The sequence below is a fragment of the Rhizobium sp. BK312 genome, assembly GCF_014193605.1.
Lineage (GTDB): Bacteria > Pseudomonadota > Alphaproteobacteria > Rhizobiales > Rhizobiaceae > Rhizobium.
In genome coordinates this window covers 1-25,600 of record NZ_JACHZP010000004.1, presented here as the reverse complement: position 1 = coordinate 25,600, position 25,600 = coordinate 1, and the positions used below count along the sequence as shown (strand labels likewise).

20 protein-coding genes and 1 pseudogene are annotated in these 25,600 nt (G+C 60.4%); 10 read left to right on the top strand and 11 right to left on the bottom strand.

What is annotated here, in order from left to right; translation table 11 throughout:
- The first annotated feature begins 15 nt into the window (after nucleotides 1–15).
- Complete coding sequence (locus tag FHT85_RS12435) at nucleotides 16–528, top strand: RidA family protein (RefSeq protein WP_405048024.1); 513 nt, start codon at nucleotides 16–18, stop codon at nucleotides 526–528.
- Between the two features lie 67 nt (nucleotides 529–595).
- Here the strand turns inward: FHT85_RS12435 and FHT85_RS12430 are convergent, their stop codons facing one another.
- Complete coding sequence (locus FHT85_RS12430; protein ID WP_112411081.1) at nucleotides 596–1,429, bottom strand: IclR family transcriptional regulator; 834 nt, start codon at nucleotides 1,427–1,429, stop codon at nucleotides 596–598.
- A 92-nt stretch (nucleotides 1,430–1,521) separates the two neighbouring features.
- On the opposite strand from FHT85_RS12430, the gene FHT85_RS12425 reads away from it, so the two are divergent.
- From FHT85_RS12425 to FHT85_RS12400, 6 genes are all read left to right on the top strand, one after another.
- A complete protein-coding gene (locus FHT85_RS12425; RefSeq protein ID WP_112411082.1) occupies nucleotides 1,522–2,718 on the top strand; it encodes an aminotransferase class V-fold PLP-dependent enzyme in 1,197 nt (398 codons plus the stop codon).
- Nucleotides 2,719–2,750: 32 nt separating this feature from the next.
- Nucleotides 2,751–4,583, top strand: coding sequence for an ABC transporter ATP-binding protein (locus tag FHT85_RS12420; protein ID WP_112411083.1), 1,833 nt, complete (start codon nucleotides 2,751–2,753; stop codon nucleotides 4,581–4,583).
- A 158-nt stretch (nucleotides 4,584–4,741) separates the two neighbouring features.
- Nucleotides 4,742–5,740 carry a LacI family DNA-binding transcriptional regulator gene (locus FHT85_RS12415; protein ID WP_112411084.1) on the top strand — a complete coding sequence of 333 codons (999 nt, stop codon included), beginning with the start codon at nucleotides 4,742–4,744 and terminating at the stop codon, nucleotides 5,738–5,740.
- Nucleotides 5,730–7,508, top strand: a complete 1,779-nt coding sequence (locus FHT85_RS12410) for an adenine deaminase (protein ID WP_112411085.1) — start codon at nucleotides 5,730–5,732, stop codon at nucleotides 7,506–7,508. The genes FHT85_RS12415 and FHT85_RS12410 overlap by 11 nt, the downstream gene beginning before the upstream one ends.
- A 130-nt stretch (nucleotides 7,509–7,638) precedes the next feature.
- Nucleotides 7,639–9,996 (top strand): Orn/Lys/Arg decarboxylase N-terminal domain-containing protein, encoded by a 2,358-nt coding sequence (locus FHT85_RS12405; RefSeq protein WP_112411086.1) that lies wholly within the window; start codon nucleotides 7,639–7,641, stop codon nucleotides 9,994–9,996.
- 21 nt (nucleotides 9,997–10,017) lie between these two features.
- Nucleotides 10,018–10,578 carry a GNAT family N-acetyltransferase gene (locus tag FHT85_RS12400; protein ID WP_095438591.1) on the top strand — a complete coding sequence of 187 codons (561 nt, stop codon included), beginning with the start codon at nucleotides 10,018–10,020 and terminating at the stop codon, nucleotides 10,576–10,578.
- Between the two features lie 38 nt (nucleotides 10,579–10,616).
- Here the strand turns inward: FHT85_RS12400 and FHT85_RS12395 are convergent, their stop codons facing one another.
- Nucleotides 10,617–10,934: a hypothetical protein gene (locus tag FHT85_RS12395; protein WP_112411087.1), complete on the bottom strand. Its 318-nt coding sequence runs from the start codon at nucleotides 10,932–10,934 to the stop codon at nucleotides 10,617–10,619.
- A 367-nt stretch (nucleotides 10,935–11,301) separates the two neighbouring features.
- On the opposite strand from FHT85_RS12395, the gene dinB reads away from it, so the two are divergent.
- Nucleotides 11,302–12,417 carry a DNA polymerase IV gene (gene dinB / locus FHT85_RS12390; protein ID WP_246779964.1) on the top strand — a complete coding sequence of 372 codons (1,116 nt, stop codon included), beginning with the start codon at nucleotides 11,302–11,304 and terminating at the stop codon, nucleotides 12,415–12,417.
- A 13-nt stretch (nucleotides 12,418–12,430) separates the two neighbouring features.
- Here the strand turns inward: dinB and FHT85_RS12385 are convergent, their stop codons facing one another.
- The gene (locus FHT85_RS12385) at nucleotides 12,431–13,306 is read right to left on the bottom strand and encodes a helix-turn-helix transcriptional regulator (RefSeq protein ID WP_112411088.1); all 876 of its coding nucleotides are present in this window, start codon (nucleotides 13,304–13,306) and stop codon (nucleotides 12,431–12,433) included.
- Nucleotides 13,307–13,419: 113 nt separating this feature from the next.
- Here FHT85_RS12385 and FHT85_RS12380 point away from each other — a divergent pair, with 113 nt between their 5' ends.
- Nucleotides 13,420–14,871: an MFS transporter gene (locus tag FHT85_RS12380; protein ID WP_183774097.1), complete on the top strand. Its 1,452-nt coding sequence runs from the start codon at nucleotides 13,420–13,422 to the stop codon at nucleotides 14,869–14,871.
- Between the two features lie 98 nt (nucleotides 14,872–14,969).
- On the opposite strand, the gene FHT85_RS12375 is transcribed toward FHT85_RS12380, so the two are convergent.
- Nucleotides 14,970–16,754: an APC family permease gene (locus FHT85_RS12375; protein ID WP_112411090.1), complete on the bottom strand. Its 1,785-nt coding sequence runs from the start codon at nucleotides 16,752–16,754 to the stop codon at nucleotides 14,970–14,972.
- A gap of 242 nt (nucleotides 16,755–16,996) precedes the next feature.
- Here FHT85_RS12375 and FHT85_RS12370 point away from each other — a divergent pair, with 242 nt between their 5' ends.
- Nucleotides 16,997–19,366 (top strand): DUF1989 domain-containing protein, encoded by a 2,370-nt coding sequence (locus FHT85_RS12370; RefSeq protein WP_112411091.1) that lies wholly within the window; start codon nucleotides 16,997–16,999, stop codon nucleotides 19,364–19,366.
- On the opposite strand, the gene FHT85_RS30820 is transcribed toward FHT85_RS12370, so the two are convergent.
- The 7 genes and pseudogenes from FHT85_RS30820 to FHT85_RS12335 form a co-directional block, all read right to left on the bottom strand.
- Nucleotides 19,363–19,962 carry a PAS domain-containing protein gene (locus tag FHT85_RS30820; protein ID WP_112338234.1) on the bottom strand — a complete coding sequence of 200 codons (600 nt, stop codon included), beginning with the start codon at nucleotides 19,960–19,962 and terminating at the stop codon, nucleotides 19,363–19,365. The genes FHT85_RS12370 and FHT85_RS30820 overlap by 4 nt on opposite strands.
- A gap of 116 nt (nucleotides 19,963–20,078) precedes the next feature.
- Complete coding sequence (locus FHT85_RS12360) at nucleotides 20,079–21,416, bottom strand: NAD(P)-binding domain-containing protein (protein WP_112411092.1); 1,338 nt, start codon at nucleotides 21,414–21,416, stop codon at nucleotides 20,079–20,081.
- A 68-nt stretch (nucleotides 21,417–21,484) separates the two neighbouring features.
- Nucleotides 21,485–22,525, bottom strand: a complete 1,041-nt coding sequence (locus tag FHT85_RS12355) for a heme-dependent oxidative N-demethylase family protein (RefSeq protein ID WP_112411093.1) — start codon at nucleotides 22,523–22,525, stop codon at nucleotides 21,485–21,487.
- Nucleotides 22,526–22,554: 29 nt separating this feature from the next.
- Nucleotides 22,555–23,520 (bottom strand): PDR/VanB family oxidoreductase, encoded by a 966-nt coding sequence (locus FHT85_RS12350; RefSeq protein WP_112411094.1) that lies wholly within the window; start codon nucleotides 23,518–23,520, stop codon nucleotides 22,555–22,557.
- Nucleotides 23,517–24,122: a dimethylamine monooxygenase subunit DmmA family protein gene (locus FHT85_RS12345; protein WP_112411095.1), complete on the bottom strand. Its 606-nt coding sequence runs from the start codon at nucleotides 24,120–24,122 to the stop codon at nucleotides 23,517–23,519. Before FHT85_RS12345 ends, FHT85_RS12350 begins: the two co-directional genes overlap by 4 nt.
- Before the next feature lie 10 nt (nucleotides 24,123–24,132).
- The gene (locus tag FHT85_RS12340; protein ID WP_112400064.1) at nucleotides 24,133–25,266 is read right to left on the bottom strand and encodes an aminomethyltransferase family protein; all 1,134 of its coding nucleotides are present in this window, start codon (nucleotides 25,264–25,266) and stop codon (nucleotides 24,133–24,135) included.
- 112 nt (nucleotides 25,267–25,378) lie between these two features.
- Nucleotides 25,379–25,600: pseudogene (locus tag FHT85_RS12335) on the bottom strand (bifunctional methylenetetrahydrofolate dehydrogenase/methenyltetrahydrofolate cyclohydrolase); the annotation flags it as partial.

The window sequence follows — 25,600 nt, the reverse complement described above, 5'->3', positions numbered from 1 at the left end:
AAACACCAGGCTCGCATAGCAGGAGCATACGTGAACACGTCCCCAACACAGGCCGCTTCAGCAGCGCAAACACCTTACCAGCGACTGGCGGCGCTCGGCATCGAGCTTCCACCGCCGCCGCCGCCGATCGCCAATTTCGTCACCCATGTCCGCGAAGGCAACGTGCTGTACCTTTCGGGTCAAGGGCCGCGGGAGCTGGACGGCCACCTCCATTCCGGCAAGGTGGGCGGTGACGTCGGCGTTGACCGGGCCTATCAACATGCGCGGCTGACGGGCATCAATCTTCTTGCCGTCATGCATGGTGCGCTCGGCGACCTTTCCAGGGTGAAGCGGGTGGTGAAACTACTCGGCATGGTCAATGCCGTGCCGCATTTCGAAGACCATCCGAGCGTCATCAACGGCTGCTCTGATCTCTTCATCGAGGTCTTCGGCGAGGCGGGCCAGCATGCCCGTTCGGCCGTCGGCTTCGGCTCGCTTCCCGGCAATATCACGGTCGAGATCGAAGCGATCATCTCGCTCAATGATTAGTTTTTGCGCAATTCCGGACGCAAAACCGCGTCACACTTTTGCTGGAATTGCTCTAAGAGGGACGAATTCAGTGGTTGCGCCAGCCCATCAGCTTTTCGATCCGCTCGGCAGCCGCTCGCACCTGCTCGCCATAATGGTTGCCGTCGGAAACGGCTTTCTGTTCGGGAAGCACGATCGAAATGGTCGCGACACATTGACCATCCCGGTCAACGACCGGCGAGGCGATACAGGCGACCGCATAATCGGACTCCGCCACCTGGATCGACAAGCGCTCCTCAAATGCTTTGCTCGCGGCATCGGAGAGCACGCCGGCATCGACCTCGGCCCGACCGGTCGGCGAGGTGCGGGCACAGCGCTTGAAAAGCTCGATCCTTTCCTCTTCGGGCAAATGCCCGACCAACAGCCGGCCGGAGGCCGTCCAGTTGAGCGGCACGCGGGTTCCGACGCGGGAGGCGACCTGGAAATGGCTTGGCCCATCCGCCATCGCCAGTACCAGCATGGAATCGCCGTCGCGCCCGCAGACTTGTACCGTCTCGCTCGCCTGCCGGCAGAGATCGTGCATCTCGCGCGTGGCGACGCTCATGAAATCCAGCGACCGGGCATAGGCGAGGCCATAGTGGTAAAGGCGCGCCCCGAGCCAGACGGACCCGTCGGCATTGCGGCCGAGCATGTTCTTTTCGACCAGGTCGTCGATGATCACGTAGACGGTCGAAAGAGGCGCCTTGATCGCCTTGGCAATCGCGTAAGCGCCAGCGGGCGCGCCGGTTTCATAGAGATAATCGATCACCTGCAGCGCGCGGTCGATGCCGCTCACGCGCGAACGGCGCGCGCCTTTCGTTTCCGCTTCCCCGATCGAATCGGCGTCTTCAGGGCGTGCGGTGGGTAGGGTCTTGGCGTCCAAATCAACGCTCCTCGTGAGATTTCGAGAAGCTATTACATTACTATGGTATAGCTGTCGATGACAATCGGCAGTCATCACTTTGGAGAGATAGAATGTCCGATGATATCCGCAGCAAGATCGGCCTGAGGCCCGTCATCAATGTATCAGGCACCATGACCAGCCTCGGCGCATCGATCGTCGTGCCCGAAGCCATCGCGGCAATGGCGGCGATCCTGCCGCAATTCGTCGAGATCAACGACCTCCAGCGCAAGGCCAGCGCGGTCATCGCGCGGCTGGCGGGTAGCGAGGCCGGCTTCGTCACGGCATCCTGCTCCTCGGGCATTAGCCTCGCCGTCGCCGGCGCCATTACCGGCAACAACCTCCTTGCCGTAGAGAAACTGCCTGATACCGCACCAGACAAGAACGAAGTCATCGTGCAAATGGGCCATGTGGTGAGCTACGGCGCTCCGGTGGATCAGGCAATCCGCCTTGCGGGCGGCAAGGTCGTGCTGATCGGTCAGGCAACATCGACGCACCGCTTCCACATGGAAAACGCCATAAGCGAAAAGACGGCGGCTGCCGTCTATGTCATATCCCATCACGTGGTCGATTACGGCCTGCTGCATCTGACCGAATTCGTCGAGATTGCGCATTCCAAAGGCGTGCCAGTTATCGTCGATGCCGCGTCGGAATATGACCTCAAGCTCTTCCTGGCACAGGGTGCCGACATCGTGCTCTATTCCGGCCACAAGTTTCTCGGCGGCCCGACCTCCGGCATCGTTGCCGGCAGGAAGGAGCTGGTGCGCAACGCCTTCCTGCAGAACATGGGCATCGGCCGGGGCATGAAGGTCGGCAAGGAAAGCATCTATGGCACTATGGCGGCGCTGGAAGCCTGGGAGAAGCGCGACCATGCCGGCATCCGCGAACGCGAGACCGGTTATCTGAACCTATGGAAGCGAACTCTCGACGGCCGCCCCGGTGTCACCGCCCTGATCGAACCCGATCCCACCAACAACCCGCTCGACCGCATGCGTGTCATCATCTCGGCGCCCGAGGCGCATATCACCGCCTGGGATCTTGCGGCGGCGCTGGCCCGCGGCAACCCGCCTGTCATTGTGCGGGACCACGAGGTGGAGCATCACTATTTCTATCTCGATCCATGCAACCTGCATCCCGGCCAGGAGACGATCGTCGCGACCCGGCTTGCCGAGGAGCTCGACAATGCCCGCGCCTCCAACGAGATCATCGCGACGCCGATCGAGAACCGCAGCCGGCACCGCTTCGACGGCATGTTGAACTGGCCGGATTGAGCTGTGGCACGGATCGCAAGAAGGAAACGAGCATGAGCATGTCGCAGGCAAAGGCCGCAGGGGCTGCCGAACCCATCCTCTCCGTGGAGAACCTCACCGCCTCGTTCCTGGTGGACGGCGTATGGAAGCCCGTCGTGCGCGACGTTTCCTTCTCGGTCGCACCAGGCGAGACGGTGGCGATCGTCGGCGAGAGCGGTTCTGGCAAGAGCGTCACCTCGCTATCAATCATGCGGCTGCTGCAGAGCGATTCAAGCCGCATCGAGGGCACAATCATGCTGGGTGGCCGCGACCTGCTTTCGCTTCCCGAGCATGAGATGCGCAAGGTGCGCGGCAACGACGTGTCGATGATCTTCCAGGAGCCGATGACATCACTCAATCCGCTCTTCACCATCGGCGACCAGATTTCCGAGGCCTTGCTCTGCCACAAGGATATGTCGGCGGCGGATGCCAAGGCCGAGACGATCCGGCTTTTGGAAAAGGTCCGCATTCCCTCAGCCGCCTCGCGCTTCGACGAATATCCGCACCGCTTTTCCGGCGGCATGCGCCAGCGCGTCATGATCGCCATGGCGCTCGCCTCGAAGCCAAAACTGTTGATCGCCGACGAGCCGACCACCGCCCTCGACGTCACGATCCAGGGCCAGATCCTCGATCTCATCAAGATGCTGCAGGAGGAGGAAGGAACCTCCGTCTTGTTCATCACGCATGACATGGGTGTGGTCGCAGAAATCGCCGATCGCACCGTCGTTATGTATCGCGGCGAGCAGGTGGAGACGGGCGCGACGGCGGACATCTTCCATCGTGGCCAGCATCCCTATACCCGCGCGCTGCTGTCGGCCGTGCCGGTGCTCGGTTCGATGCAATCCTATGAACAGCCGCTGCGCTTTCCCGTCGTCAATGCGGCAACGGGAGAGTCCGACACGCCTGCCGAGATGCCCGATACGGTGGCAAGAGAAAAACCAGTTCTGCAGGTGAAGAACCTCACCAAGCGCTTCGACATTCATTCGGGCCTCTTCGGAAAGCTCAAAGGTCGCGTGCATGCGGTCGAAAACGTCTCATTCGATCTCTTTGCCGGCGAAACATTGTCGCTTGTCGGTGAATCCGGATGCGGCAAGTCAACGACAGGGCGCGCCATCATGCGGCTGATCGCGCCGCAATCCGGCTCCGTCATCGTCGATGGCCGCGACGTACTCTCGCTTGGCAAGCGCGACATGCGAGAGATGCGCAAATCCGTGCAGATGATCTTCCAGGATCCCTTCGCCTCGCTCAATCCGCGCATGACGGTCGGGCAAGCGATCGCCGAACCCTATCTCGAACACAGGATGGGAACGGCAAGGGAGGCGAAAGAGATCGTCGCCGATATGCTGCACAAGGTCGGGCTGACGCCTGACATGGCCAGCCGCTACCCGCATGAATTCTCCGGCGGCCAGCGCCAGCGCATCTGCATCGCCCGTGCCCTGGCATTGCAGCCGAAGGTGATCGTCGCCGACGAAAGCGTGTCGGCGCTCGACGTGTCGATCAAGGCCCAGGTCATCAACCTGATGCTCGATCTGCAGCAGAGCCTCAACCTTTCCTTCCTGTTCATCTCCCACGATATGGCCGTGGTCGAACGCGTCAGCCATCGTGTCGCCGTTATGTATCTCGGCGAAATCGTCGAGATCGGCCCCCGTGCCGCCGTCTTCGGCAATCCGCAGCACGACTACACGAAGAAGCTGATGGCCGCCGTTCCGGTGCCAGATCCCGACCGGCGGCGCGAGAAGCGCGCAGGTGCCAATGACGAGTTGAAGAGCCCGATCCGGGCCGTCGATTACCTGGTCAAGCCGCGCGAGTATCGAGCTGTTTCACCGGGCCATCTGGTTGCCGTCTGAAGCTTCAATTCAGATAGGCTGAACGCCATACATCATCCGCAACGGCAGCAGGCGCCGACATTGCAGGAGCCTCCTCTTTCCCTCAGCAACAGGAGCTCTTGCAAAAGCGCGCCGCGTTGATTAATCGTTTAATCACGGAAATCGGAACGAACTCCTGGATGAGCCAGACACGCCCTTCTTCGATTCGGGAAATCGCGACCAAGCTGGGTGTCTCCACGGCAACGGTCTCGAATGCCCTGCGTGGCACGGGGCGAGTGTCTTCAGCCCTTGCGGCACAAATCCGTCTGGAAGCGGACAGGCTCGGCTATGTGCCTGACCATGCGGCCCGCGCTCTGCGCACCGGCAAGAGCAATACGATCGGCCTGCTGGTCCCGAATATCGGCCAACCATTGTTTCCCGCCTTTGCCCAGGCCGTCGAACGCGCCGCGAAACGACGCGGTCTCGTCGTTCTGATCGGCGACAGTCAGGGCGATCCGCGGCAGCAGGATTTCGAAATCAGGACCATGGTCGCCCGCGGCGTCGACGCGTTGATCGTGATACCGACACGCGGCACGACCATTGTGCCCACGGATGTCCCGGTGCCGGTCGCCGTCATCGACAGCGCCGCCACGGTCGGCAATGTCGCCGCCAGCGATCATCGCGAGGGTGGACGTCTCATCGCCCGCCATCTGCTCGAGCTCGGTCATAACCGGCTTCTCATCCTCGCCGGCCCGGAAAATTCGCTGGTGGCACGCGAGCGCGTCGAGGGAATGTGCGACATCTTCCGCCAGGCCGGCGTCAAACCGGCATTGCGACATAGCGAGGCGACTTTCGAAGCCGGCAGCGTCCTCGGACGCGAACTCGATCTCCGCCATTTTACAGCCTGCGCCGCCGCCTATGACGCTCTCGCCATCGGCTTTGCCATCGCCGTCAAAGATAGAGGCTGCAGCATTCCGGAAGACATGTCGCTCACCGGCTTTGATGATCTGATGTGGGCTCAAATCGTCTCCCCGCCGCTCACGACAGTTCGACAGGATCTGGAAACGGTGGCGAACCACGCGCTTGCCTTCGTTGCCGGAGAAACTGATACCAGCCGAATATTTCCAACGGAACTTGTCTTACGGCAATCCACCGCGCACCCATCCGCCTTTGCCAAGGGAGGCAGACATGCCGAATGAACCCTACGACCTCCATTCGTCCGAGCTGCGCGATCGTGCCGTGCGGGCGGCGTTGGGGCTTGAGCCGTTCGATGTGCTGATTACCGGCGGAACGCTCGTCGATGTCGCGACCTCGGAAATGAGACCGGCCGATATCGGGCTTGTTGGCCCCTTGATCGCAAGCGTCCACGCCTTGGGGACAAGGAGGGACGCAAAGCAGACCATCGACGCTTCGGAACGATTCATCACGCCCGGATTTATCGACACGCATATGCACGTCGAAAGCTCGATGGTGACGCCGAGGCGATATGCCGAAACGGTCGTTCCCCAGGGCACGACGACGGTCTGCTGGGACCCGCATGAAATCGGCAACGTCGCTGGCCTTGATGGTATTCGCTGGGCGCTTGAGGAGACACGGCAATTGCCGCTGCGCTTCCTGACACTGGCGCCGTCCTGCGTGCCTTCGGCGCCCGGCCTGGAACTTGCCGGCGCGGAGTTCCGCTCGGGCGAAATGTCGACCATGCTGAGCTGGCCGGAGATTTCCGGCGTCGCCGAAGTAATGAACATGCGCGGCGTCCTTGAGCGAAGCGAGCCGATGCGCAGTATCGTCGAAGCCGGACTTGCGAGCGGCAAGCGCGTCTGCGGTCATGCCCGCGGCCTCGAAGGCGCGGAATTGCAGGCCTTTATTGCCGCAGGCATCCAATCCGATCACGAACTCACCTCAGGCGAGGACTTGCTGGCGAAATTGCGGGCGGGCCTTACCGTCGAGCTACGCGGTTCCCACGACTATGTCCTGCCCGGCGTGATCGAGGCTCTGAAAAAGCTGCCTCATCTGCCGCAAACGCTGACAATCTGCACCGATGACGTCTTCCCCGACGATCTCGTGAATGACGGCGCGATGTCATCGGTTCTGAGGCGCCTCATAGGCTACGGCATGAAGCCGGTCGATGCCGTCCGCGCCGCCACGCTTAACGCCGCCATGTGGTTGAACCGTTATGATCTGGGGTTGGTCGCGCCCGGCCGCCGCGCCGACATCGTCATCCTCTCCGATCTGGAAAGGATCGTGGTCGACCGCGTCTATGCATCGGGGCGTGAAGTTGCCAGAGACGGCAATCTTATTGGAAGCGGCAAGGGCGTGTCCTCGGATGCCTATCGCGACACCGTAAAACTCGGAAGGCTTTCTGCCGCCGACTTCACCATCACTCTGCCTGGTATGACCGAAGCTCGTGTCAACACCGTCGTCAGCCCGCGGTTTACAAAATGGGGAGAGGCAGCCGTCAAGGTCGAAGACGGCAAGCTTGTTCTGTCTGATAACATGCTTCTGATGGCGGCCATCCACCGCCATGGAAGAAAGGACCCGACGCCCGTGATCGGCATCCTGGAAGACTGGGGCCATTGGCGCGGCGCGCTTGCGACGACGATATCGCATGACAGCCATAATCTTACCGTCTTCGGCCGCGACCCCGCGGACATGGCTGCGGCAGCCAATGCCGTCATCGAGGCTGGCGGCGGCATGGCAACGGCCGCCGGTGGCAGGGTTACAGCCGTTCTGCCCCTGCCCGTCTGCGGCTTGCTGTCGGATGCGCCCGCAAAGGACGTGGCCGATGATTTCGCCAAGCTGCGCGCGGCAGCCGATGCGATCGCTGACTGGATGCCGCCCATTCGCACCTTCAAGGCAGTCGTCGGAGCAAGCCTTGCCTGCAATCCCGGCCCGCATGTCACCGATCTCGGGCTGACCGACGGAACTACCCGGGACATCAGACCGCTTCTGGCTAAAAGCCGAAACTGAGGTCACCGGCCAAACGGTAATATTGCCGATTTAGGAGAACATCCGAACCGCAGTGGACGTCCTCTATTCTGTCACATCCATGTCATGAAATACGCCGACACCTCATGCCAAATCAGGAGCGGGTACCCAGATGGATTATTTCAGACGTTTCAACTTTCTGTTCGCGACGCCAACCTTTGACAATGAGGATCTGGAGGGTGCCCGCTACAATCAGATCGTCGAGGAGATCGAACGCTCCGGTTTCGAGGTGGTGCGCGCGCGCAATCTCGAAGACGCCGAGATCGCCGTACAGACCGATGCTGCCATCGGCTGCATGCTGGTCGACTGGGGCAAGAAGGGCTTGGAAGGCAAGACGGCTTCGCTTATTAACCTCATGCGCCGGCGCGGCCTCGAATTTCCCATTATCCTTCTGATCCGGCGCAAGCGCTTCGAGGATGTGCCGGTCGAAGTCCTCGATTTTATCGACGGCTACGTCTTCCTGTCGGAAGAAACGCCCGCCTTCATCGCAAAGAGCCTCATCAGCCGGCTCAAGCAATATGCCGAAACGCTGAAGACGCCTTTCTTCGGTGCGCTGGTCGATTATGCCGAGGAAGGCAATCACCTCTGGACCTGCCCCGGTCACAACGGCGGCATCTTCTACAGCCGCAGCCCCATCGGCCGCGTCTTCATGGAGCATCTGGGCGAGGCGGTCTTCCGCGACGACCTCGACAATTCCGTGCTCGACCTCGGCGACCTCCTAACCCACGAAGGGCCGGCGCTTGCCGCGCAAAAGGAAGCGGCCAAGATTTTCGGCGCCGAGAAGACCTATTTCGTGTTGAACGGCACCTCTACGTCCAACAAGGTCGCGCTCTCAGCGCTCGTCACCGATGGCGACCTCGTGCTGTTCGATCGCAACAATCACAAGGCCGCCCATCACGGCGCCCTGATGATCTCGGGCGGCATTCCGGTCTATCTGCCGACCAGACGCAATCCCTATGGCCTGATCGGTCCCATGGATTTCGCTGAAATGGACGAGGACGCGCTGCGCGAGCGCATCCGCACCCATCCGCTGGTGAAAGATCCGGAGGCCTACAAGAAGCCTCGCCCGTTCCGCGTCGCGGTCGTGGAGCAATGCACCTATGACGGCACCATCCACAATGCCGAAATGATCCTCAAGCGGATCGGACATCTCTGCGACTACATCCTCTTTGACGAGGCCTGGGCGGGCTTCATGAAATTTCACCCGCTCTATGCCGGGCGCTTTGCCATGGGTCTTTCCGACCTCGGCCCGGATGCGCCGGGCATCATCGCCACGCAATCCACCCATAAGCAGCTGGCAAGCTTCTCACAGGCTTCCCAGATCCACATGAAGGACAGGCACATCACTGGCCAGAAGCGCCGCGTGGAGCACCGACGCTTCAACGAAAGCTTCATGCAGCACGCCTCGACATCGCCCTTCTATCCGCTCTTCGCCTCGCTCGACGTGGGCGCGCAGATGATGAAGGGGCGCTCGGGCGAAGTGCTTTGGGACGACACGATCCGCCTCGGCATCGAGCTGCGCAAGAAAATCCGCGCCGTGCGTCGCGAATTCGAGGAGAAGGAGCATCGTCCCGAACGCCGTTGGTTCTTCGAGCCTTTCGTGCCAGACCGCGTTGCGATCCCGGATGTGGCGAGCCCAGGCGCCGTGCATGACGTGCCGTGGGAAAGCGTCGCGACCGACCAGCTCGCCACCAATCCCGCCTTCTGGCACCTGACGCCCGATGCGGCATGGCACGGCTTTTCCGGCATGGAACCGGGTTTTGCCATGACGGACCCGAACAAGCTTACCCTGCTGACACCGGGCTTTGATCGCCGAACGGGGAAATACACAGAACACGGCATACCGGCGCCGGTGGTTGCGCAATATCTGCGTGAAAACCGTATCGTCGCGGAAAAGAACGATCTCAATTCGCTGCTCTTCCTCCTTACCCCCGGTGTCGAAGCCAGCAAGGCCGGCACTTTGATTAGCGGCCTTGTCGCCTTCAAGAAGCTTCATGACGACAATGCGCTACTGGAAGAAGCAATTCCGGAATTCTATCGCCGCCGTCCGGGCCGTTATGCGGGCGTGCGCCTGCGCGATCTCTGCGCTGAGATGCATAATTTCTTCCGCCAGGCCGATGTGAGCGCGCTGCAGACGAAGCAGTTTTCCGCCGAACACCTGCCGCCGATCGCCATGTCGCCGCATGATGCTGCACGTTGCCTTGTTCGCAACGATGTCGACTATCTGCCGATCGACGCCATTGCCGGCCGCATCGCAACGACGCCCTTCGTCGTCTATCCTCCGGGTATCGCGACCATCGTGCCGGGCGAGCGCCTGACGGAGCAGGCAAAGCCCATGATCGACTATCTCAAGATGTTTGAAACCTGCTTCAACACCTTCCCCGGTTTCGAGGTGGAAATTCAAGGCCTCTATCGCGAGATTGATGCAGCCGGCAAAATCCGGCTCTATACCTACGTCGTCGCGGAATAGGCTTGGAATTCAGGTTCGGACATGAAGCAGGATAAAACAATCATCGTTCGCCCGTCCCGGGAGAGCGACGTCGATGCCATGCTGGCAATCTATCGCCGCCATATTCACCGCGGCGTCGAGGCTGGAGTTGATGATAGCGATACGCCGCAGCCGGACGATCTGCGCGAACGGCGCAAGAATTTGAAGGACAAACGCTTCCCGCATGTCGTTGCGATCGAGGGTGAGAAGGTCGTCGGCTATGCCTATGTGGTGCTGTTCCGCAAGCGTCCGGCCTATCGCTATACCGTCAAGCATTCGATCTATGTGCATCACGACCATGTTGGCCAAGGCGTCGGGAGCCTGCTCATGCGCGGACTGATCGACGCCTGTGCCGCGGCCGGTTTCCGGCAGATGATCGGCTATATCGATGCCGACAACGCGGCGTCGCTGGCCTTGCACGAGCGCTTCGGCTTCGTTCGCGTCGGCCTGCTGCCGGCGGTTGCCTATCGTTACGGCCGCTGGGCCGACACCGTGATGGTCCAGCGCTCGCTCGGTCCCGGCTCAACCACGCAGCCGCCTCCGCCGCCGCTCTCCACCCGCTGAAGCAGAAGGGGTTGTTGCCGGCCGGCAAAGCCGCTGGCTTATACGGGCTGCTGCATTGGAGCCGGCATGAAGCCCAAAACAAAGTCTATGACCTTCGACGAGGACATTTCGCAGGGCTTGAGGACGAGGCTTGCTTCGGAGAGCACATAGAGATTGAAGCTGACGATATCGGCCCCGCCAAGCTCCTCGCCATAGAGCCAAACTCGCTTCTCGTCAGGCGATCGCTTTACCGTCACACCCCAGGGGCGATCTTGAAAGCGCCCCTCCGAATAGCCGTCAGACAGCTTCGCAAGCGCATGTTCGAAGTCCGACAATTCGGACGCCAGCAGCGCGTCGTTCGTCATGGCGCCAGGCATTCGTCACATATGCCGCAGCCGTCCTCATCCATCTTCCGTGCCGATCGGTGCCTTCGGCAGCATAGGCACGCGGTTCCGCTAGATCGAGATTCCTCGTCATGCTCGGGCGGAAGGATTTCCATCGGCAGGTCGGAAAGGGGTTCGGTTGCGTTTTGGCCCATCTTGAGGCTCCGTATTGGGGGATGGACAACAGATAAGAAGCCTCGAAGGCATCTCAAGGTGGCACTTGCGAATGACTGTCACAGAGCGATTTTCCCGCGTCTCTCCGGTACGACAACGGAGCCGGTTTGATATCGTGATCAGGGATGATATGTTCTGTATTTGTTTCAGATTCTATAATTGAAGAGTCCATGCTTGAACCTGCAGCATGATGACCGAGATCGTCATGAACGACACCAACACAAACCCTGTTCGGAAGATCATCCATGTCGATATGGATGCATTCTATGCGTCGGTCGAACAGCGAGACAATCCCGAGCTGCGCGGCAAGCCGCTTGCGGTCGGCGGGTCTGCGGCACGCGGCGTGGTCGCGGCCGCAAGCTACGAGGCCCGCGCCTTCGGGGTTCACTCGGCGATGCCTTCGATCACGGCGAAGCGCAAATGCCCGGACCTGATTTTCGTGCCGCCGCGCTTCGACGTCTACAGGGCAGTGTCGCAGCAGATCCGCGAAATCTTCGCCGAATATACTTCGATGATCGAGCCGCTCTCGCTCGACGAGGCCTATCTCGACGTCACCCAGAACCACAAGGGCATGGAGATCGCCACCGAGATCGCGCTGGAGATCCGGACCAAGATCAAGCAGGTCACTGGTCTCAATGCTTCTGCCGGCATTTCCTACAACAAGTTCCTCGCCAAGATGGCAAGTGACCTCAATAAGCCCAATGGTCAGGCTGTCATTACGCCGAAGAACGGGCCGGCCTTCGTCGAAACGCTTCCCGTCAAGAAATTCCATGGCGTCGGACCAGCGACCGCCGAGCGGATGCACAAACTCGGCATCGAAACAGGGCTAGACCTGAAGTCGAAATCCCTCGCCTTCCTGCAGGAGCATTTCGGAAAGGCAGGCCCATATTTCTACGGTATCGCCCGCGGCATCGACGAGCGCCAGGTAAAGCCCGACCGGATCCGCAAATCCATTGGCGCGGAAGATACGTTCGCCGAGGATATCGACGATCTCGAGCTGGCGACGGCAGAGTTGCGGCCCTTAGCACAGAAGGTCTGGCGCTACTGCGAAATAAGCGGTTTCAGCGCCAAGACGGTGACCGTGAAGATCAAATATTCGGACTTTACCCAGGCGACACGCAGTCGGACAAGCTCCTTGCCGGTCGCAGACGGCGGCGCCGTTCTTGAGACAGCCTCGGCGCTTCTGGCAACCGTTCACCCGTTTGCCCGGCCGATCCGGCTGCTTGGCATCACGCTTTCTTCCTTGACAAACGAAGAGGCCGACGATGGGAGATCACAGCCTCAGCTCGATCTTGGCATCTGAAGGAGGCCACCGCTCAGCAAGACCGCTTGCGCTTCATCATCGCGTTCAGCTTCTCCACCCCGGCTTCGTCGACGGGTGTATAGACGATCATGCGGTCGTCATTGCTGGGGCTTGCCCACCAATTGTTGGATTGCAGCGGCAGGATCGTGCCATCCGCCAGCCGAAAACGCTTCACGGTATTCTCGATGCCCTTGAGCTGATAGCGATCCCAGACGATGCGGAACTGATCGGAAGCGCTCATATAGCGTTCCAATTGCCGCTCCCAGCTCGGATCATCGAGATGCTCGGCCATAGAGGCACGAAACAGCGCTGCCATATTGGCCAGCATCTCGTCGGGATCGGCCTGGCTTGCGCGCCAGACAGGATTGACGAGGGATAGATAGATGCAGTTCCGGTCCTCGGGCGGAAGGGCATCCAGATCGACGCCGACAAGACGGCGATAGGCCTCGTTGAAACCGCGTATATTATAGCGCTTCGTCTGGATAAGAGCCGGATAGGGACAGAGATGATCGAGAATGCGCTGGCTTGCCTCGGTGAGCGGCTCGCAGACGCGAGGATTTTCAAGGCGAGGCGGAACCGGCAGATTGGCCAGTCTGAACAGGTGCTCCGTCTCGACTTCGTTGAATTCCAAAGCATGCGCGACGGAGAGAAGCACGCGCGGCGACACGCGGATCGGCCGGCCCTGTTCCAGCTTGGTATACCAGGTAATGCCGATGTCGGCGCGCGAGGCTACTTCCTCCCGCCGCAATCCGGGTGTACGAATCCGTCCTGCTCGACCGAGTCCCAATCTTTGCGGGTCGAGGGATTCCCGCCGCCTTCGCAACATCTCACCGAGTTCCTGTGCCCGCGACAGCATCTGATTGGGGACGATATCGAGCGTGCCGTGCATTTCCATTCTCCAGCCTGACACTTTTTATACCAGTCTAAACAGGTATCTTGTACCAGTTTAACATGGGTGTAAAACGCTGTGGACTCAGTTTTGAAAATACTTTGAGGTCCCCCATGTCTTCCGCACCAATCCGGCTTGGCCAATTCGGCCTGCTGATCCTGCTGGCCGGGCAATTGCTGCTGCAACTCGATTTTTCCATCATCAATGTCGGCCTTGCCGCCATCTCGGCCTCGCTGCACGCCGGCGAGACCGAACTTGAGCTTTTCGTCGCCGCCTATGGCGTCGCCTTTGCCGTCTGCCTGGCGATGGGTGCGCGCCTCGGCGACAATTTCGGCCGCAGGCGCATGTTCGGCCTCGCCGTCCTGTTGTTCTGCCTCGCCTCCCTGCTATGCGGGGTGGCGACATCAGTCACCTTCCTCATCGTTGCGCGCGCGCTGCAGGGAATTGCAGCAGCACTCATGGTGCCGCAGGTGCTGGCGACGATCCATGTCAGCCTGACCGGACGCGATCACGCCCGCGCCGTTTCGCTTTACAGCGCAATTGGCGGCATCGCCTTCATCGTCGGCCAGGTTCTCGGCGGCTTCCTGATCTCTGCCAATATTGCCGGCTCCGGATGGCGCAGTATCTTCCTCATCAACCTGCCGGTCTGCATCCTGATCCTGATCAGCGTGTGGCGCCATGTCCCCGAAACGCGTGGCCAAGGCAGAGTTCCGGTCGACTGGTCGGGCATGATTACGCTGGCGCTGCTGACTTTGTCGGTCCTGCTGCCGACTGCGCTCGGCCCGTCGCTACACTGGAACTGGCTTTGCCTGCTCGGCTTCGTGCCGATCCTGCCGCTGGTGGCACTTCTTTGGCGTATCCAGCGCTCCAAGGAGGCGCGTGGCGCCTTCCCGATCCTGCCGCCGTCGCTCACGCGCATCTCCAGCATGCGATTCGGCGGGCTGATCGCCATACTCTTCTTCACCTGCTGGAGCGGCTTCATGTTCGTCTTCGCGCTGACGCTGCAGGCAGGTGCCGGGCTGACCCCGCTGCAATCGGGCAATGCCTTGATTGCACTTGGCGGCTCCTATTTTGTCTCGGCCGCTTTCGTCACGCCTCGTCTTGCAAACATACGGCGTGAACTCATGTTGGCGATGGGCTGCGTGATCCAGATGAGCGGGCTTGCTCTGCTCATCGTGACGCTCGAAACGGTCTGGCCGCGACCTGGCGTCATCAACCTCATTCCGTCCACAGTCCTGATCGGTTTCGGCCAGGCGCTGATCGTCAACAGCTTCTACCGGCTGGGGCTAGCGGACGTGCCGCATGAACATGCCGGCGCCGGCAGCGCCATGCTCGCAACCATGCAGCAGGTGTCGCTGGGTCTCGGGCCGGCAATTCTGGGGGCCGTATTTGCCCAGGTGCTGCAATATTCCAGCGCCTATCTCTCCGCGGGGGTGACGGCGATCGCCGTCGAACTCGGGCTGATGGCCATCCTGCTGGTGGCCACGCTTCTACGGCTGGCGCGACAGCGCAGCCGGCCTGAAGAAACCGAGATCGGCGACGCCCTCATCGTCGCACCCGAATGATCGGACGATCAGCGTTAAAAGCATTGATCCCATAACAAAGTCCGGCCTGTCGCCAGGCCGGACTTGCAAGCATAGGCCTCGTCTTCGACCAGATGCGGCTACGCCGGCAGCTGGAAGACCCAATTGGCAATCAGCACGATGGCAAGGCCGCCGGCAAGCGCCAGATAGGGCAGAATACCCGCCTTCTTGACACCCAGATCCTGGCCGACCAGACCAAGATCATCCATGGCACCGGCCGGGAACTTGCCGCCATCGCGAACATAATGCCTGTAAGCAAAGACCGGCAGGATGAGGGCCGCAAAGGCAAAACCGATCCAGAGCGCATTGGCATAGCCCCAAACCTTGGCTCCCGCGCCAAGGAAGAGCGCATTGACGAAAGCAAGGACGGTGTTAAGGCCGATGAGCCACGACGGCGCTTTCCACGGGCGCTCGACATGACCGGAGTCCATGCGGTGTATCCAGCCGGAATTGAGGTTCAGGAAGTTGAAGATGATGTATCCGACGTTAGAGACGGCAAGCACGAAGAAATAGCCGCTCGTGTCGGAGGCAATGGCGAGAAGAAAGAGATTGAAGGCGAAGTCCGTCCACATCGCTCTCGTCGGCGCACCGTTCTCGTTCACATGATCGAGATATTTCGGCAGCCAGCCGTCCTTCGAGCCCTGATAGAGGGTGCGCGAGGAACCCGCCATTGCCGTCATGATCGCAAGAAACAGTGCCAGGATCATCAGGATGACGAGCAATTGCGTAACGATCCGGCCGGCGCCGATCAGACCGCCGAGCGCTTCGGCAACGCCGGTACCGTCGACGATGCCGGGCGCCAGCATGCCGGTATGACCGAGCACGCCTTGGAAAGCGAAGGGCACCAGGAAGAAGAAGACGCAGCAGGCAAGGCCCGAGTAGAAGATTGCCTTGAACGTATCCGTCCTCGGGTTCTTCAGCTCACGCGTGTAGCAGACCGCCGTCTCGAAGCCATAGGTCGACCAGGCGGCGATATAGAGGCCACCGAGGAAAAGCGTCCAGCCGCCATTGCTCCAGGTGCCGTCAGTCGCAGCGTAGGCCGCTGTCGGCGGTAGCAGGCCGGTCACGTTGGCGGAGAGGATTTGGCCGCTGACGATCGGATAGACGCCGATGATCAGAAGCGGCACGAGGACGATGATGGCGAGCCATTTCTGTACGCTCGCCGTCTCGGAGATGCCGCGATGCTGGATCGCAAAGATGATCAGCATCAGGACACCGCCGATGAAGAAGGTGGCGTTGATATTGGCGGTCGCGAGGAAAGGAATGTTGAAGCTGACGAGAGACCAGTTGCGGATGGGCGGCGTAAAAGCTGCAACGCCATCGGCGCTGAGCAGCGCTTTTACCGCATCGTCGGGCGATGTACCGGCATGGGCCGCGATGTATTCGGCAACACGCGGGCTATCGGCGGCGATCGACGTCGCATGGGCGCTGATCCAGCTGAGCACGGCCTGTGAGTCCGCCGCGGGGATCGGGAAGAAGGCATTGAGGATATAGCCTGCCGCAATGGCGCAGCCGAGGGACAGCACCGGCGACCAGGCAAACCAATTGCACCAGACCGAAAGCGGCGCGATGAATTTCGAGTAACGCAGCCAGGCCGTCGCGCCATAGACCGAGGCGCCGCCGGACTTGTTGCCGAACATGCCGGCAATTTCGGCATAGGTGAAAGACTGCAGGAAGCCCATGATCATCGAGATGATCCACACGACGAAGGCAAGCTTGCCCGTCGTGCCGGCGATGCCGCCGATGGAGAAGAGAACAAGCGGCGGCACGCCCGCAGCCACCCAGAACGCGCCCTTCCAGTCAAGCGCGCGTATAAGCTTACCTTCGGTGCCGGCGGAAGCGCCGGCGTCCACGATATCCGTCATTGGTGATATTCCCCATTTTGTTCCGGACGTATCTCTCGTACGTCTCCCTGAACGTGCCTCCCATGGCATTGCGGGGCTTGCTGGAAGTTTTCGTAAGCCGAGTCTGCGCGCGGATTTCCAGATGCATGCCCTTTATACATAGTGAAGATATTTTCTTTTTAGTCAATATCCCTTTACTTTCGGACGGCATTTTGTCAGCATGATTCCGGTGTCCGACACGCCTCATTTCCCGAGAGGGCTCTATGCGAGATCTCCATCCATCAGCAGCCGGAATACGGCCCGTCTCGGCGAGCATTGTCCGCTATCCGGGCATTCCAGCGCTGCCGCCGGACACTGAGCGCTATCGCTGCAAGGGCGGTGGGTCGCTGGTCGTCCGCGTCGAACCCGGCGATCGGATTTCGGTGGCGGATAGCGAAGGCGGGCAGGTCTGCGAGCTGACCTTCCTTGACGAGAAGGGCCGCTTTCAATCCGCTGGCCTAGGGTCGGCATTCACCGGCGAGGCGACAGGTCTCAAAGCCATTCTTTCCTCGGGGAATGAAAGTGCGGTTCGCGTCAGGACAGCGCTGGAGCGGCGTGGGGCCGATCTGGCCTCTGCGGCAGCGCTTCGCCTCTTCGGCGCCTCTTCGCCGGCAGGCAGTACCGCGGAATTCACGATCGCGACCAAAGGCCTGCTTGTCGCCTGTGCGCCAGGAATGGCCATGTCGCCGGAAACGCAGGATACCGCAACACCAATCGAGGTCAGGATCCGCCGTACGACGATCCTGCGAGACTATGCCTCCGCATTGCCCGAACCGCTCGCCGAGCCGATCGAGGATATTCGCATCAAGGCGGCGACCGCTTCGGCCTATTTTGTCAGGGCCGGCGAGTATATCCAGATCATCGATGTCTATGGCCGGCAATGCACCGACTTCCAGGCCTTTTCCGCCCGCAAGGTCGATAAGGGGCTTGATCTTGCGCTCGACTCCACCGTGACCCGCACTCTGCTCGGCCGGAGCTATCCAGCGCCCGGGCTGCCGTCCAAAGCCTTCGACCGCGATTTCGAGCCGCTGGTGGAAATCGTGCAGGATACGGTCGGCCGCCACGACGCCTTCGCCACCGCCTGCAATTCGCGCTACTACGACGACATGGGCTATCCCGGCCATGTGAACTGCACGGACAATTTCAATGCGGCACTTGCGCCCTACGGCATTGCCGGCCGAAAGGGCTGGGAGGCGCTCAACTACTTCTACAACACCAATGTCGATCACAATAACCAGCTCTATCTCGACGAACCTTGGTCGAGACCGGGCGATTACGTCCTGATGCGCGCACTGACGGATCTCATCTGCGTCTCCTCCTCCTGCCCCGATGACATCGATGCGGCCAATGGCTGGGACCCGACCGATATCCATGTCCGCACCTTTTCAGGCAAAGAAAAATTCACACGAGCGGTGGCCTATCGCATGACCCCTGATGCCGACCCAGAACTGACGCGGGAGACCGCGTTTCACCCGCGCCTCTCCGCCCTGACGCGCGACTACACCGAATATCGTGGCTTCTGGCTGCCGAACCGCTTCTCCTCGGAAGGACCGGTCGAGGAATACTGGGCCTGTCGCGAACGCGCCGTGGTGATGGATCTCTCGCCGCTGCGCAAGTTCGAGGTGACGGGACCGGATGCGGAGGAATTGCTGCAATATTGCCTGACGCGCGATGTGCGCAAGCTATCGACCGGTCAGGTGGTCTATTCCGCCATGTGCTACGAACACGGCGGCATGATCGACGACGGCACGTTGTTTCGCCTCGGCGACAAGAACTTCCGCTGGATCGGCGGCGATGACTATAGCGGCATCTGGCTGCGCGAGCAGGCGGAGAAGAAGGGCTTCAAGGCCTGGGTGCGCTCCTCCACCGACCAGATGCACAATATCGCCCTGCAAGGCCCGAAGAGCCGCGACATCCTCAAGGAGATCATCTGGACGGCGCCGCGCCAGCCGACGATTGGCGAGCTCGAATGGTTCCGTTTCGCGGTCGGCCGCATCGGCCACTTCGAGGGAGCGCCGGTCGTCGTATCGCGGACCGGCTATACCGGCGAACTCGGCTACGAAATCTTCTGCCATCCGAAAGATGCTGCAATTGTCTTTGATGCGGTATGGAAAGCCGGTGAACCCTATGGGCTGAAACCGATGGGCCTGGAGGCACTGGATATGGTGCGTATCGAGGCGGGCCTGGTCTTTGCCCATCACGAATTCGACGATCAAACCGATCCTTTCGAGGCCGGTATCGGCTTCACTGTCCCGTTGAAATACAAGCAGGACGATTTCATCGGTCGCGAGGCGTTGATACGGCGAAAGGAAAATCCGCGCCACCTGATGGTCGGTCTAGACATCGAGGCCAACGAAGCCGTGGGACATGGCGATTGCATCCATATCGGCCGCGCGCAGGTCGGCGTGATCACCAGCGCGACACGGTCGCCGATCCTCGGCAAAACCATTGCGCTTGCCCGGGTCGATGTCACGCATGCGGGGGTCGGCACCAAGGTTGAGATTGGCAAACTCGATGGCCAACAGAAGCGGCTTCCGGCTGTCATCGTGCCGCTCTCTCACTACGATCCGCAGAAGACGCGCCCGCGATCCTAATCCGCTTTCCTCTGCGCGCTCGAAATCGCGCGCGCAGCTTCTTCCGAAGAGTTTGCAAGCGAACGCATTTCGGCCGCCAGAACAGCGAAGCCCGATCCCGCCGTCCCCGCTCTTGCAGCCTCGATGCCGGCATTGACGGCAAGAAGCTTCAGATAGCGCAGGGACTGCAGGATCTCATTGGTCTTGGACGCGGTAACCCGCATGCCGGCGGTCTGCTCGTCGATACGCTGGTAGAGCGATTCAATATTCAGGATGCTGCCTTCGAGATAAAGAAGCTCCCCGGCCTCATCCCATACGCCGCCGCCGGTCTCCGTTACCCAGAGGAAATGGCCGTCGCGATGACGGATGCGATACTCCATCGTCCAGTCCGTGCGGCTTTCCAGCGCCTTGCCGACAAGCTCATCCATGAGCGGGATATCCTCTTCGCACATGATCGAAGTAAAGGTTCGCGCGCGGTTGCCGATGATCTCGTCAGCGGGATAGCCGAAAATGCGCTCGATGCCGTCGGTCATCTCAAGCATCGTATAGTTTTCGTCTGCCCGGCAGCGATAAAGAAAACCCGCCATACGGCCGAGAACGCTTGTCTGAAAATCCATGAAGCCATGCCCGAAGAGAAGGTTGCGGATGAACTCGTTTCGTCTCAACGCACAAAAGAGCCGACAAGGGCTGCTCTTCGCCTCCCTTGCCGGTTAGGTGGGGAAGTGATCCCTGATCAATTGCGCAGATATTCCTCCATCGAATCGTCAAGCGCATCGACCCAGGGCGTATGATGCGTCGGCGACATGTTGCCGGTCATCAGCGAGCGGTAGGCGTGGTCGCGGAAGCCCATGATGTTCTCAGCCTTGTGGTGCTCCCACTCCATGAAGGTCTTATTCGTGCCTTCGATGTCGAAGCTCGGATAATCCGTCTCGGCGAGCAGTTCCTTCACATAGTCGCCCTGGTACCAGATCATCTGTTCGGCATCCTCGAGCGTTTCCTCGCGGGCACGCCATTTGTCGAAGTTCGCCTGCAGTTCCGCTTCCGGCGGCAGCTTGATGCGGCCCATCATGACATCGCGCGCCCACCAGGCCTGCACGTCGAACATGTTGAAGGTATAGAACTGATCCTGCATGCCGATGTAGAAGAGCTGCGGATTCTTGTCGAAGATCACGCCCTTGTAGAGATGGTCGGCCCAGAGGCGGTTTGCCGTCTTCAAACGCAGATCATCCGGCAGGAAGGGGAAATGATGCTGATAGCCGGTGCAGAGGATAAGCGCGTCGACCTCCTTCGATGAGCCGTCGAGGAAATAGGCCGTCTTGTTCTCAAGACGCGTCAACAGCGGCCGCTCCTCGAAATTCTCGGGCCATTTGAAGCCCATCGGCTTGGAGCGATAGCTCGTCGTCACGGACTTCGCCCCGTATTTCCAGCATTGCGAACCGATATCCTCGGCCGAATAGCTGCGGCCGACGAGGAGCACGTCCTTGCCCTTGAACTCCAGCGCGTCACGGAAATCGTGCGCGTGCAGCACGCGGCCGTTGAAGGTCTTTACCCCTTCGAAATAGGGCACGTTCGGCGTCGAGAAGTGACCTGAGGCGACGACGACATAATCGAACTCCTCGTCATACATCCGGTCCTGAGGGCGATCATGCGCGGTCACCGTGAACTTCTTCGTCTCTTCATCGAAGCGCACCATGCGCACCGGCGTGCTGAAGCGCACCCATTTGCGCACATCGGCCTTTTCGACGCGGCCCTTGATATAGTCCCAGAGTACGGCGCGCGGCGGATAGGAGGCAATCGGCTTGCCGAAATGCTCTTCAAAGGAATAATCGGCGAATTCCAGGCATTCCTTCGGGCCGTTCGACCAGAGATAACGATACATGCTGCCATGCACCGGTTCGCCATATTCATCGAGGCCTGTGCGCCAGGTATAATTCCAGAGGCCGCCCCAATCCGCCTGTTTTTCGAAGCAGACGACTTCCGGGATATCAGCACCCTTCTTTGCAGCCGATTGAAAGGCCCTTAGCTGGGCAAGGCCCGAAGGGCCGGCACCGATAACGGCAACTCGTGTCATGTGGCATTCCCCTTCTCGATTCTATCGAAATTCTTATGGCATGCAGAAGTTCGGCGTGGCGTTCGGCATCAATCCGGGAAGATGCCAGGGCTGGTCGGCGCGCCGTCGTCATATCGCGAAAGCCAGTCGATCGTGGTCTGGCGGAAGCGCGTCAGGCCCTTGTAGTCGATGAGCTCGGGCGGCAGCGTCTTCAGCACGCGCGGAAAACGGCGCGCCCATTTCGGCACGGTCACCAGCTCATTCATGTTCATCAAATAGCAGCGGATGACGAAGAGTATGGCGTTGGAGCGCGGCAGGCGCCACAGGCTCTGCAGCTCGACGCGCAGATGCACCTTCTCGCCGACATTCTCGGGCGTCACCGTGGTGCGATCCGGACCCCATTTCGGATAGTTTTCAGGACTGGTATCGAGGCGCGGATTGATCGTCATCGTCCAATTGAACCGGCGCGTCGGCTTGCCCAGCTGCAGGTTCAAAAGGAATTTTAGCGCACGGTCGAAGACGCCGATCTGGTGGGCAAGCGGCACCGGCCCGTGCCACTCCATGAAATTCATGCCGATATCGAAATCGAGCGACCAATCGGCCTGGGTCGTCACCATGCCGGCATCCATCCAGAGATTGCCGTCGCGCTGGTCGACGATGCAGAAATCGCCCTGCGCCTGGCGCGAGATGTATTCGAAGGGTTCGTAAGGCAGAGTGGACGCATCGCCGAAGGTGAAGGTGTCGTCTATGCCAAGGGGACGATTGATCCAGCGCCACTGGTCGCCGTTCTTGGTGAGCGTGAAATGCTCGGGATAGCCGGCCGCCTGCTCTTCCATCAGCAGTTCCAGCGTATCCCATTGCGCCGTCATCATGTGCGGCAGCGCCTGATAGCGCAGCGGATCTTCCTTCAGCACCAAAGCCCGGTCGTGCATCTCGGCGACGTAGTGCTCGTCGACGTCGATGAGGCTTTCGTAGACCGTGTTCTCCCGCCCCTTCACATGCGGCTCCATGTTGACGGAATACATGTATTCGTCACGATCGAAGGGGAACGGGAAACGCCTGATATTTTCCGGACTGTTGCGGTAGCTGAAATCGTCCCTGAACGTTTCTTGCTTGAAGGCGATTGCCATGTCCGTTCTCCTCGATATCGGTTGAGTGCCTAAAGGTCGAGATGCAGCGCGCTTCCTTCGAAACGGGAAACGCAGATCATCACCTTTCGGCCGGAAGCCTTTTCTTCGTCGGTCAGATAGACGTCATTATGCAGAAGCTTGCCGTCGCAGACGGCGACACCGGTTTCGCACTGTCCGCAGGCACCGCCGCGACAGAGGAAGGGCGCATCGACGCCGGCAGCCTCGATCGCCTCTAGCATGCTTTCGTGATGACCGACGTGAACGGTCTTGCCCGACCGCGTCAGCATGATGGAGAAAGGCTTTCCGGGCTGCGACGACAGGAAGCGTTCGGAATGCAGGTTCTGTTCCGGCCAGCCAGCCTCCATGCCCGTTTTCAACACGCCGTCGATCATGCCGGCCGGGCCGCACACATAGAGATGCGTGCCGAGCGGCTGGCTTTCGAGCAGACGTGCCACAGGGATGAAATTGCGGTCGGCGTCGCAGTAAATCTTCACCCGTTGCGAGCCATATTGCTCGACAAGCTCGCGGCAATAGGCGCCGCGATCGAGCGAACGCATGGCATAATGCAGCTCGAAATTCGCGCTCTCGCGGGAGAACTGCTGCATCATCGCAATGAAGGGCGTGATGCCGATGCCGCCGGCAATCAGCAGATGCTTGCGGCCGCGCCAGTCCGGCTGGAAGAGATTGACGGGATAGCTGACCTTGAGCTCGTCGCCCTCCCGCACCTTCTCATGCATGAAGGCGGAGCCACCACGCGAGTCCTCGACGCGCAGCACGCTAATCTCATAGGCCGAGCAATCATGCGGCGCCGACATCAGCGAATAGGCATTGCGGCGAACATGGCCTTCGTCGTTCATCGACACGATGACATGGGCGCCGCCGGAAAAATAAGGCATCGGCGCGCCATCGAGACGTTCGAAGCGGAAGCGCTTGATGCGGTCGGCAACGGGCGTCACCTTCGCGACACGAACAGGAATTTCCGTACCACCGCTCACAGGAACAACTCCTCTGGATCGGGCGCAGTGCCCGGCTCTTCCGCATCGATATTGACGCCCTGGAAGGCGCCGAGACGACGCGAGTAGTGGTCGCGCACCAATAGCGGAAGCCCGCAATGGCCGCAGGCGAAAGGACTATGCGTGACATCGTCGGTGATGCCCTTGCAGTGGACGCATTGCACGCGGCGCGCTAGGGAACCGCGATGTTCCGTGATGATCGAGGCATAATCCATGCCGTGGTCGAGCGCCACCATCATTGCCTGGCCGATAAAGCCCTCGGTGCCGGCTATATAAAGCCGCGTGCCCATATGCGCCGTTGCAAGCGAGCCCTTCAGGCGGAAGAGCAATGTCGCAATGGTCGGCGCCGTGAAGAACATGTCGGCGCCGAGCTTGCGCAGGGCCTCATCATGGCCTCTGCCCTGCGAACCGCGCGCGACATAGAGGATTTCGCTGCGCGACAGGATGGTATCGTCAAGTCCGGCCGTCTGGTCGAGGAGGGCATTGGCCCCCTCGCCTTCCAGCGCGAACAGATGCCGCCGGGCATGCGGCTGGATGGAGAGACCACGGTAAACCGGTCGGCTCTTGATGCCTTCGACAAGCATGAGCGCCTCCTTAGCCGATGGCCGTCCTCTTCTTCTTTTCCGGATCGTCGAACGGCAGCGTATGGGCAATCGCGCTCGCCTTCAGGCTCTTGCCGCGCACTTCGAGCTTCGTGCCCTGTACGGCCTTGTCGACATCGAGGCGGGCGATCGCCATCGATTTCTTCGTCAAGGTCGAATAGCAGGGGCAGGTGATGACACCGACCTTTTTGCCCTCGGCATAGACCTCGTCGCCGAGATCGGCCGGACCGTCTGCATCGATCAGCATGCCGAAGATCTTGAAACGCTCCTTGCCCTTGAGGCGCGCATGTTCCTCGGCGCCGCGAAAACCCGTCTTGCCTGGGCTGACGGTGAAGTCGAGGCCGAGCTCCCAGAGGCTGTCGCCGGGCGGCTGATCCGCGAAAGGATACATCTGCGAGTTATCGTAGGGATAAAACAGCAGGTAGCTTTCGACGCGCAGCATGTCGAGAACGCTGAAGCAGCAGGGAATGATCCCCATCTCCTTACCTTCCGCGACGATGCGGTCCCAGACCATCGGTGCATCCTGGCCACGCACGAAGATCTCGTAACCGCGCTCGCCGGTATAGCCCGTGCGCGAGATCATTACGGGCGCGCCGAACAGCGTCGTCTGCATGTGATGGAAATATTTGAGGTCGCGGATGCCGGGCACATACTTGGCGAGATAGTCAACCGCAACGGGACCCTGAAGCGACAGATCGTGCAGATCGTCATCGAAGAGGACAGCGCAGTTGCGGCCGGCCGCCTGCTTGAGCACTTCCTCGTGGCCAGACCCCGAGCCATGCACCAGCATCCAGGAATTCGGGCCAGTGCGGTAGACGATGCAATCGTCGGTGAAGTAACCGCGGTCGTTGAGCATCGCGGCGTAGACCGAGCGGCCGGGATAGATCTTCGACATATCCCGGGTAGTGATATAGTCGAGCACGGCAATGGCATGCGGCCCGACCAGATGCACCTTCTTGAGCCCGGAAACGTCCATGATGCCGGCTTTGGTACGGATCGCGACATGCTCCTGCGACATGTCCTTCTCGTAGGTCCAGGCGGTTCCCATGCCGCTCCAGTCCTCGAGTTTCGATCCCAGAGCACGGTGCCGGTCCGCCAAGGCGGAGAAACGCCATGATAATGCCATTTCGTTCCCTCATTTTCTTCTATGGAATAATTATTTCCTGACTATAGTCGTCTTTCATGCCTTGGCAAGCCGATCCGAGTGGTTTTTTGTCATCACCCGGATGGCATTTTCTTCAAAACTTCGGTGGCTTTCTGCCGGCGGCGCGATGGGCCGCGATGACGGTATTGGCCATCAGCATGGCGATCGTCATCGGACCGACACCGCCCGGAACCGGCGTGATCGCTGCGGCGACATCGGATGCTTCACCATAAGCGACATCGCCCACCAGCCGGCTCTTGCCCTCGCCGCGCTCCGGTGCCGCGATCCGGTTGATGCCGACATCGATGACGGTCGC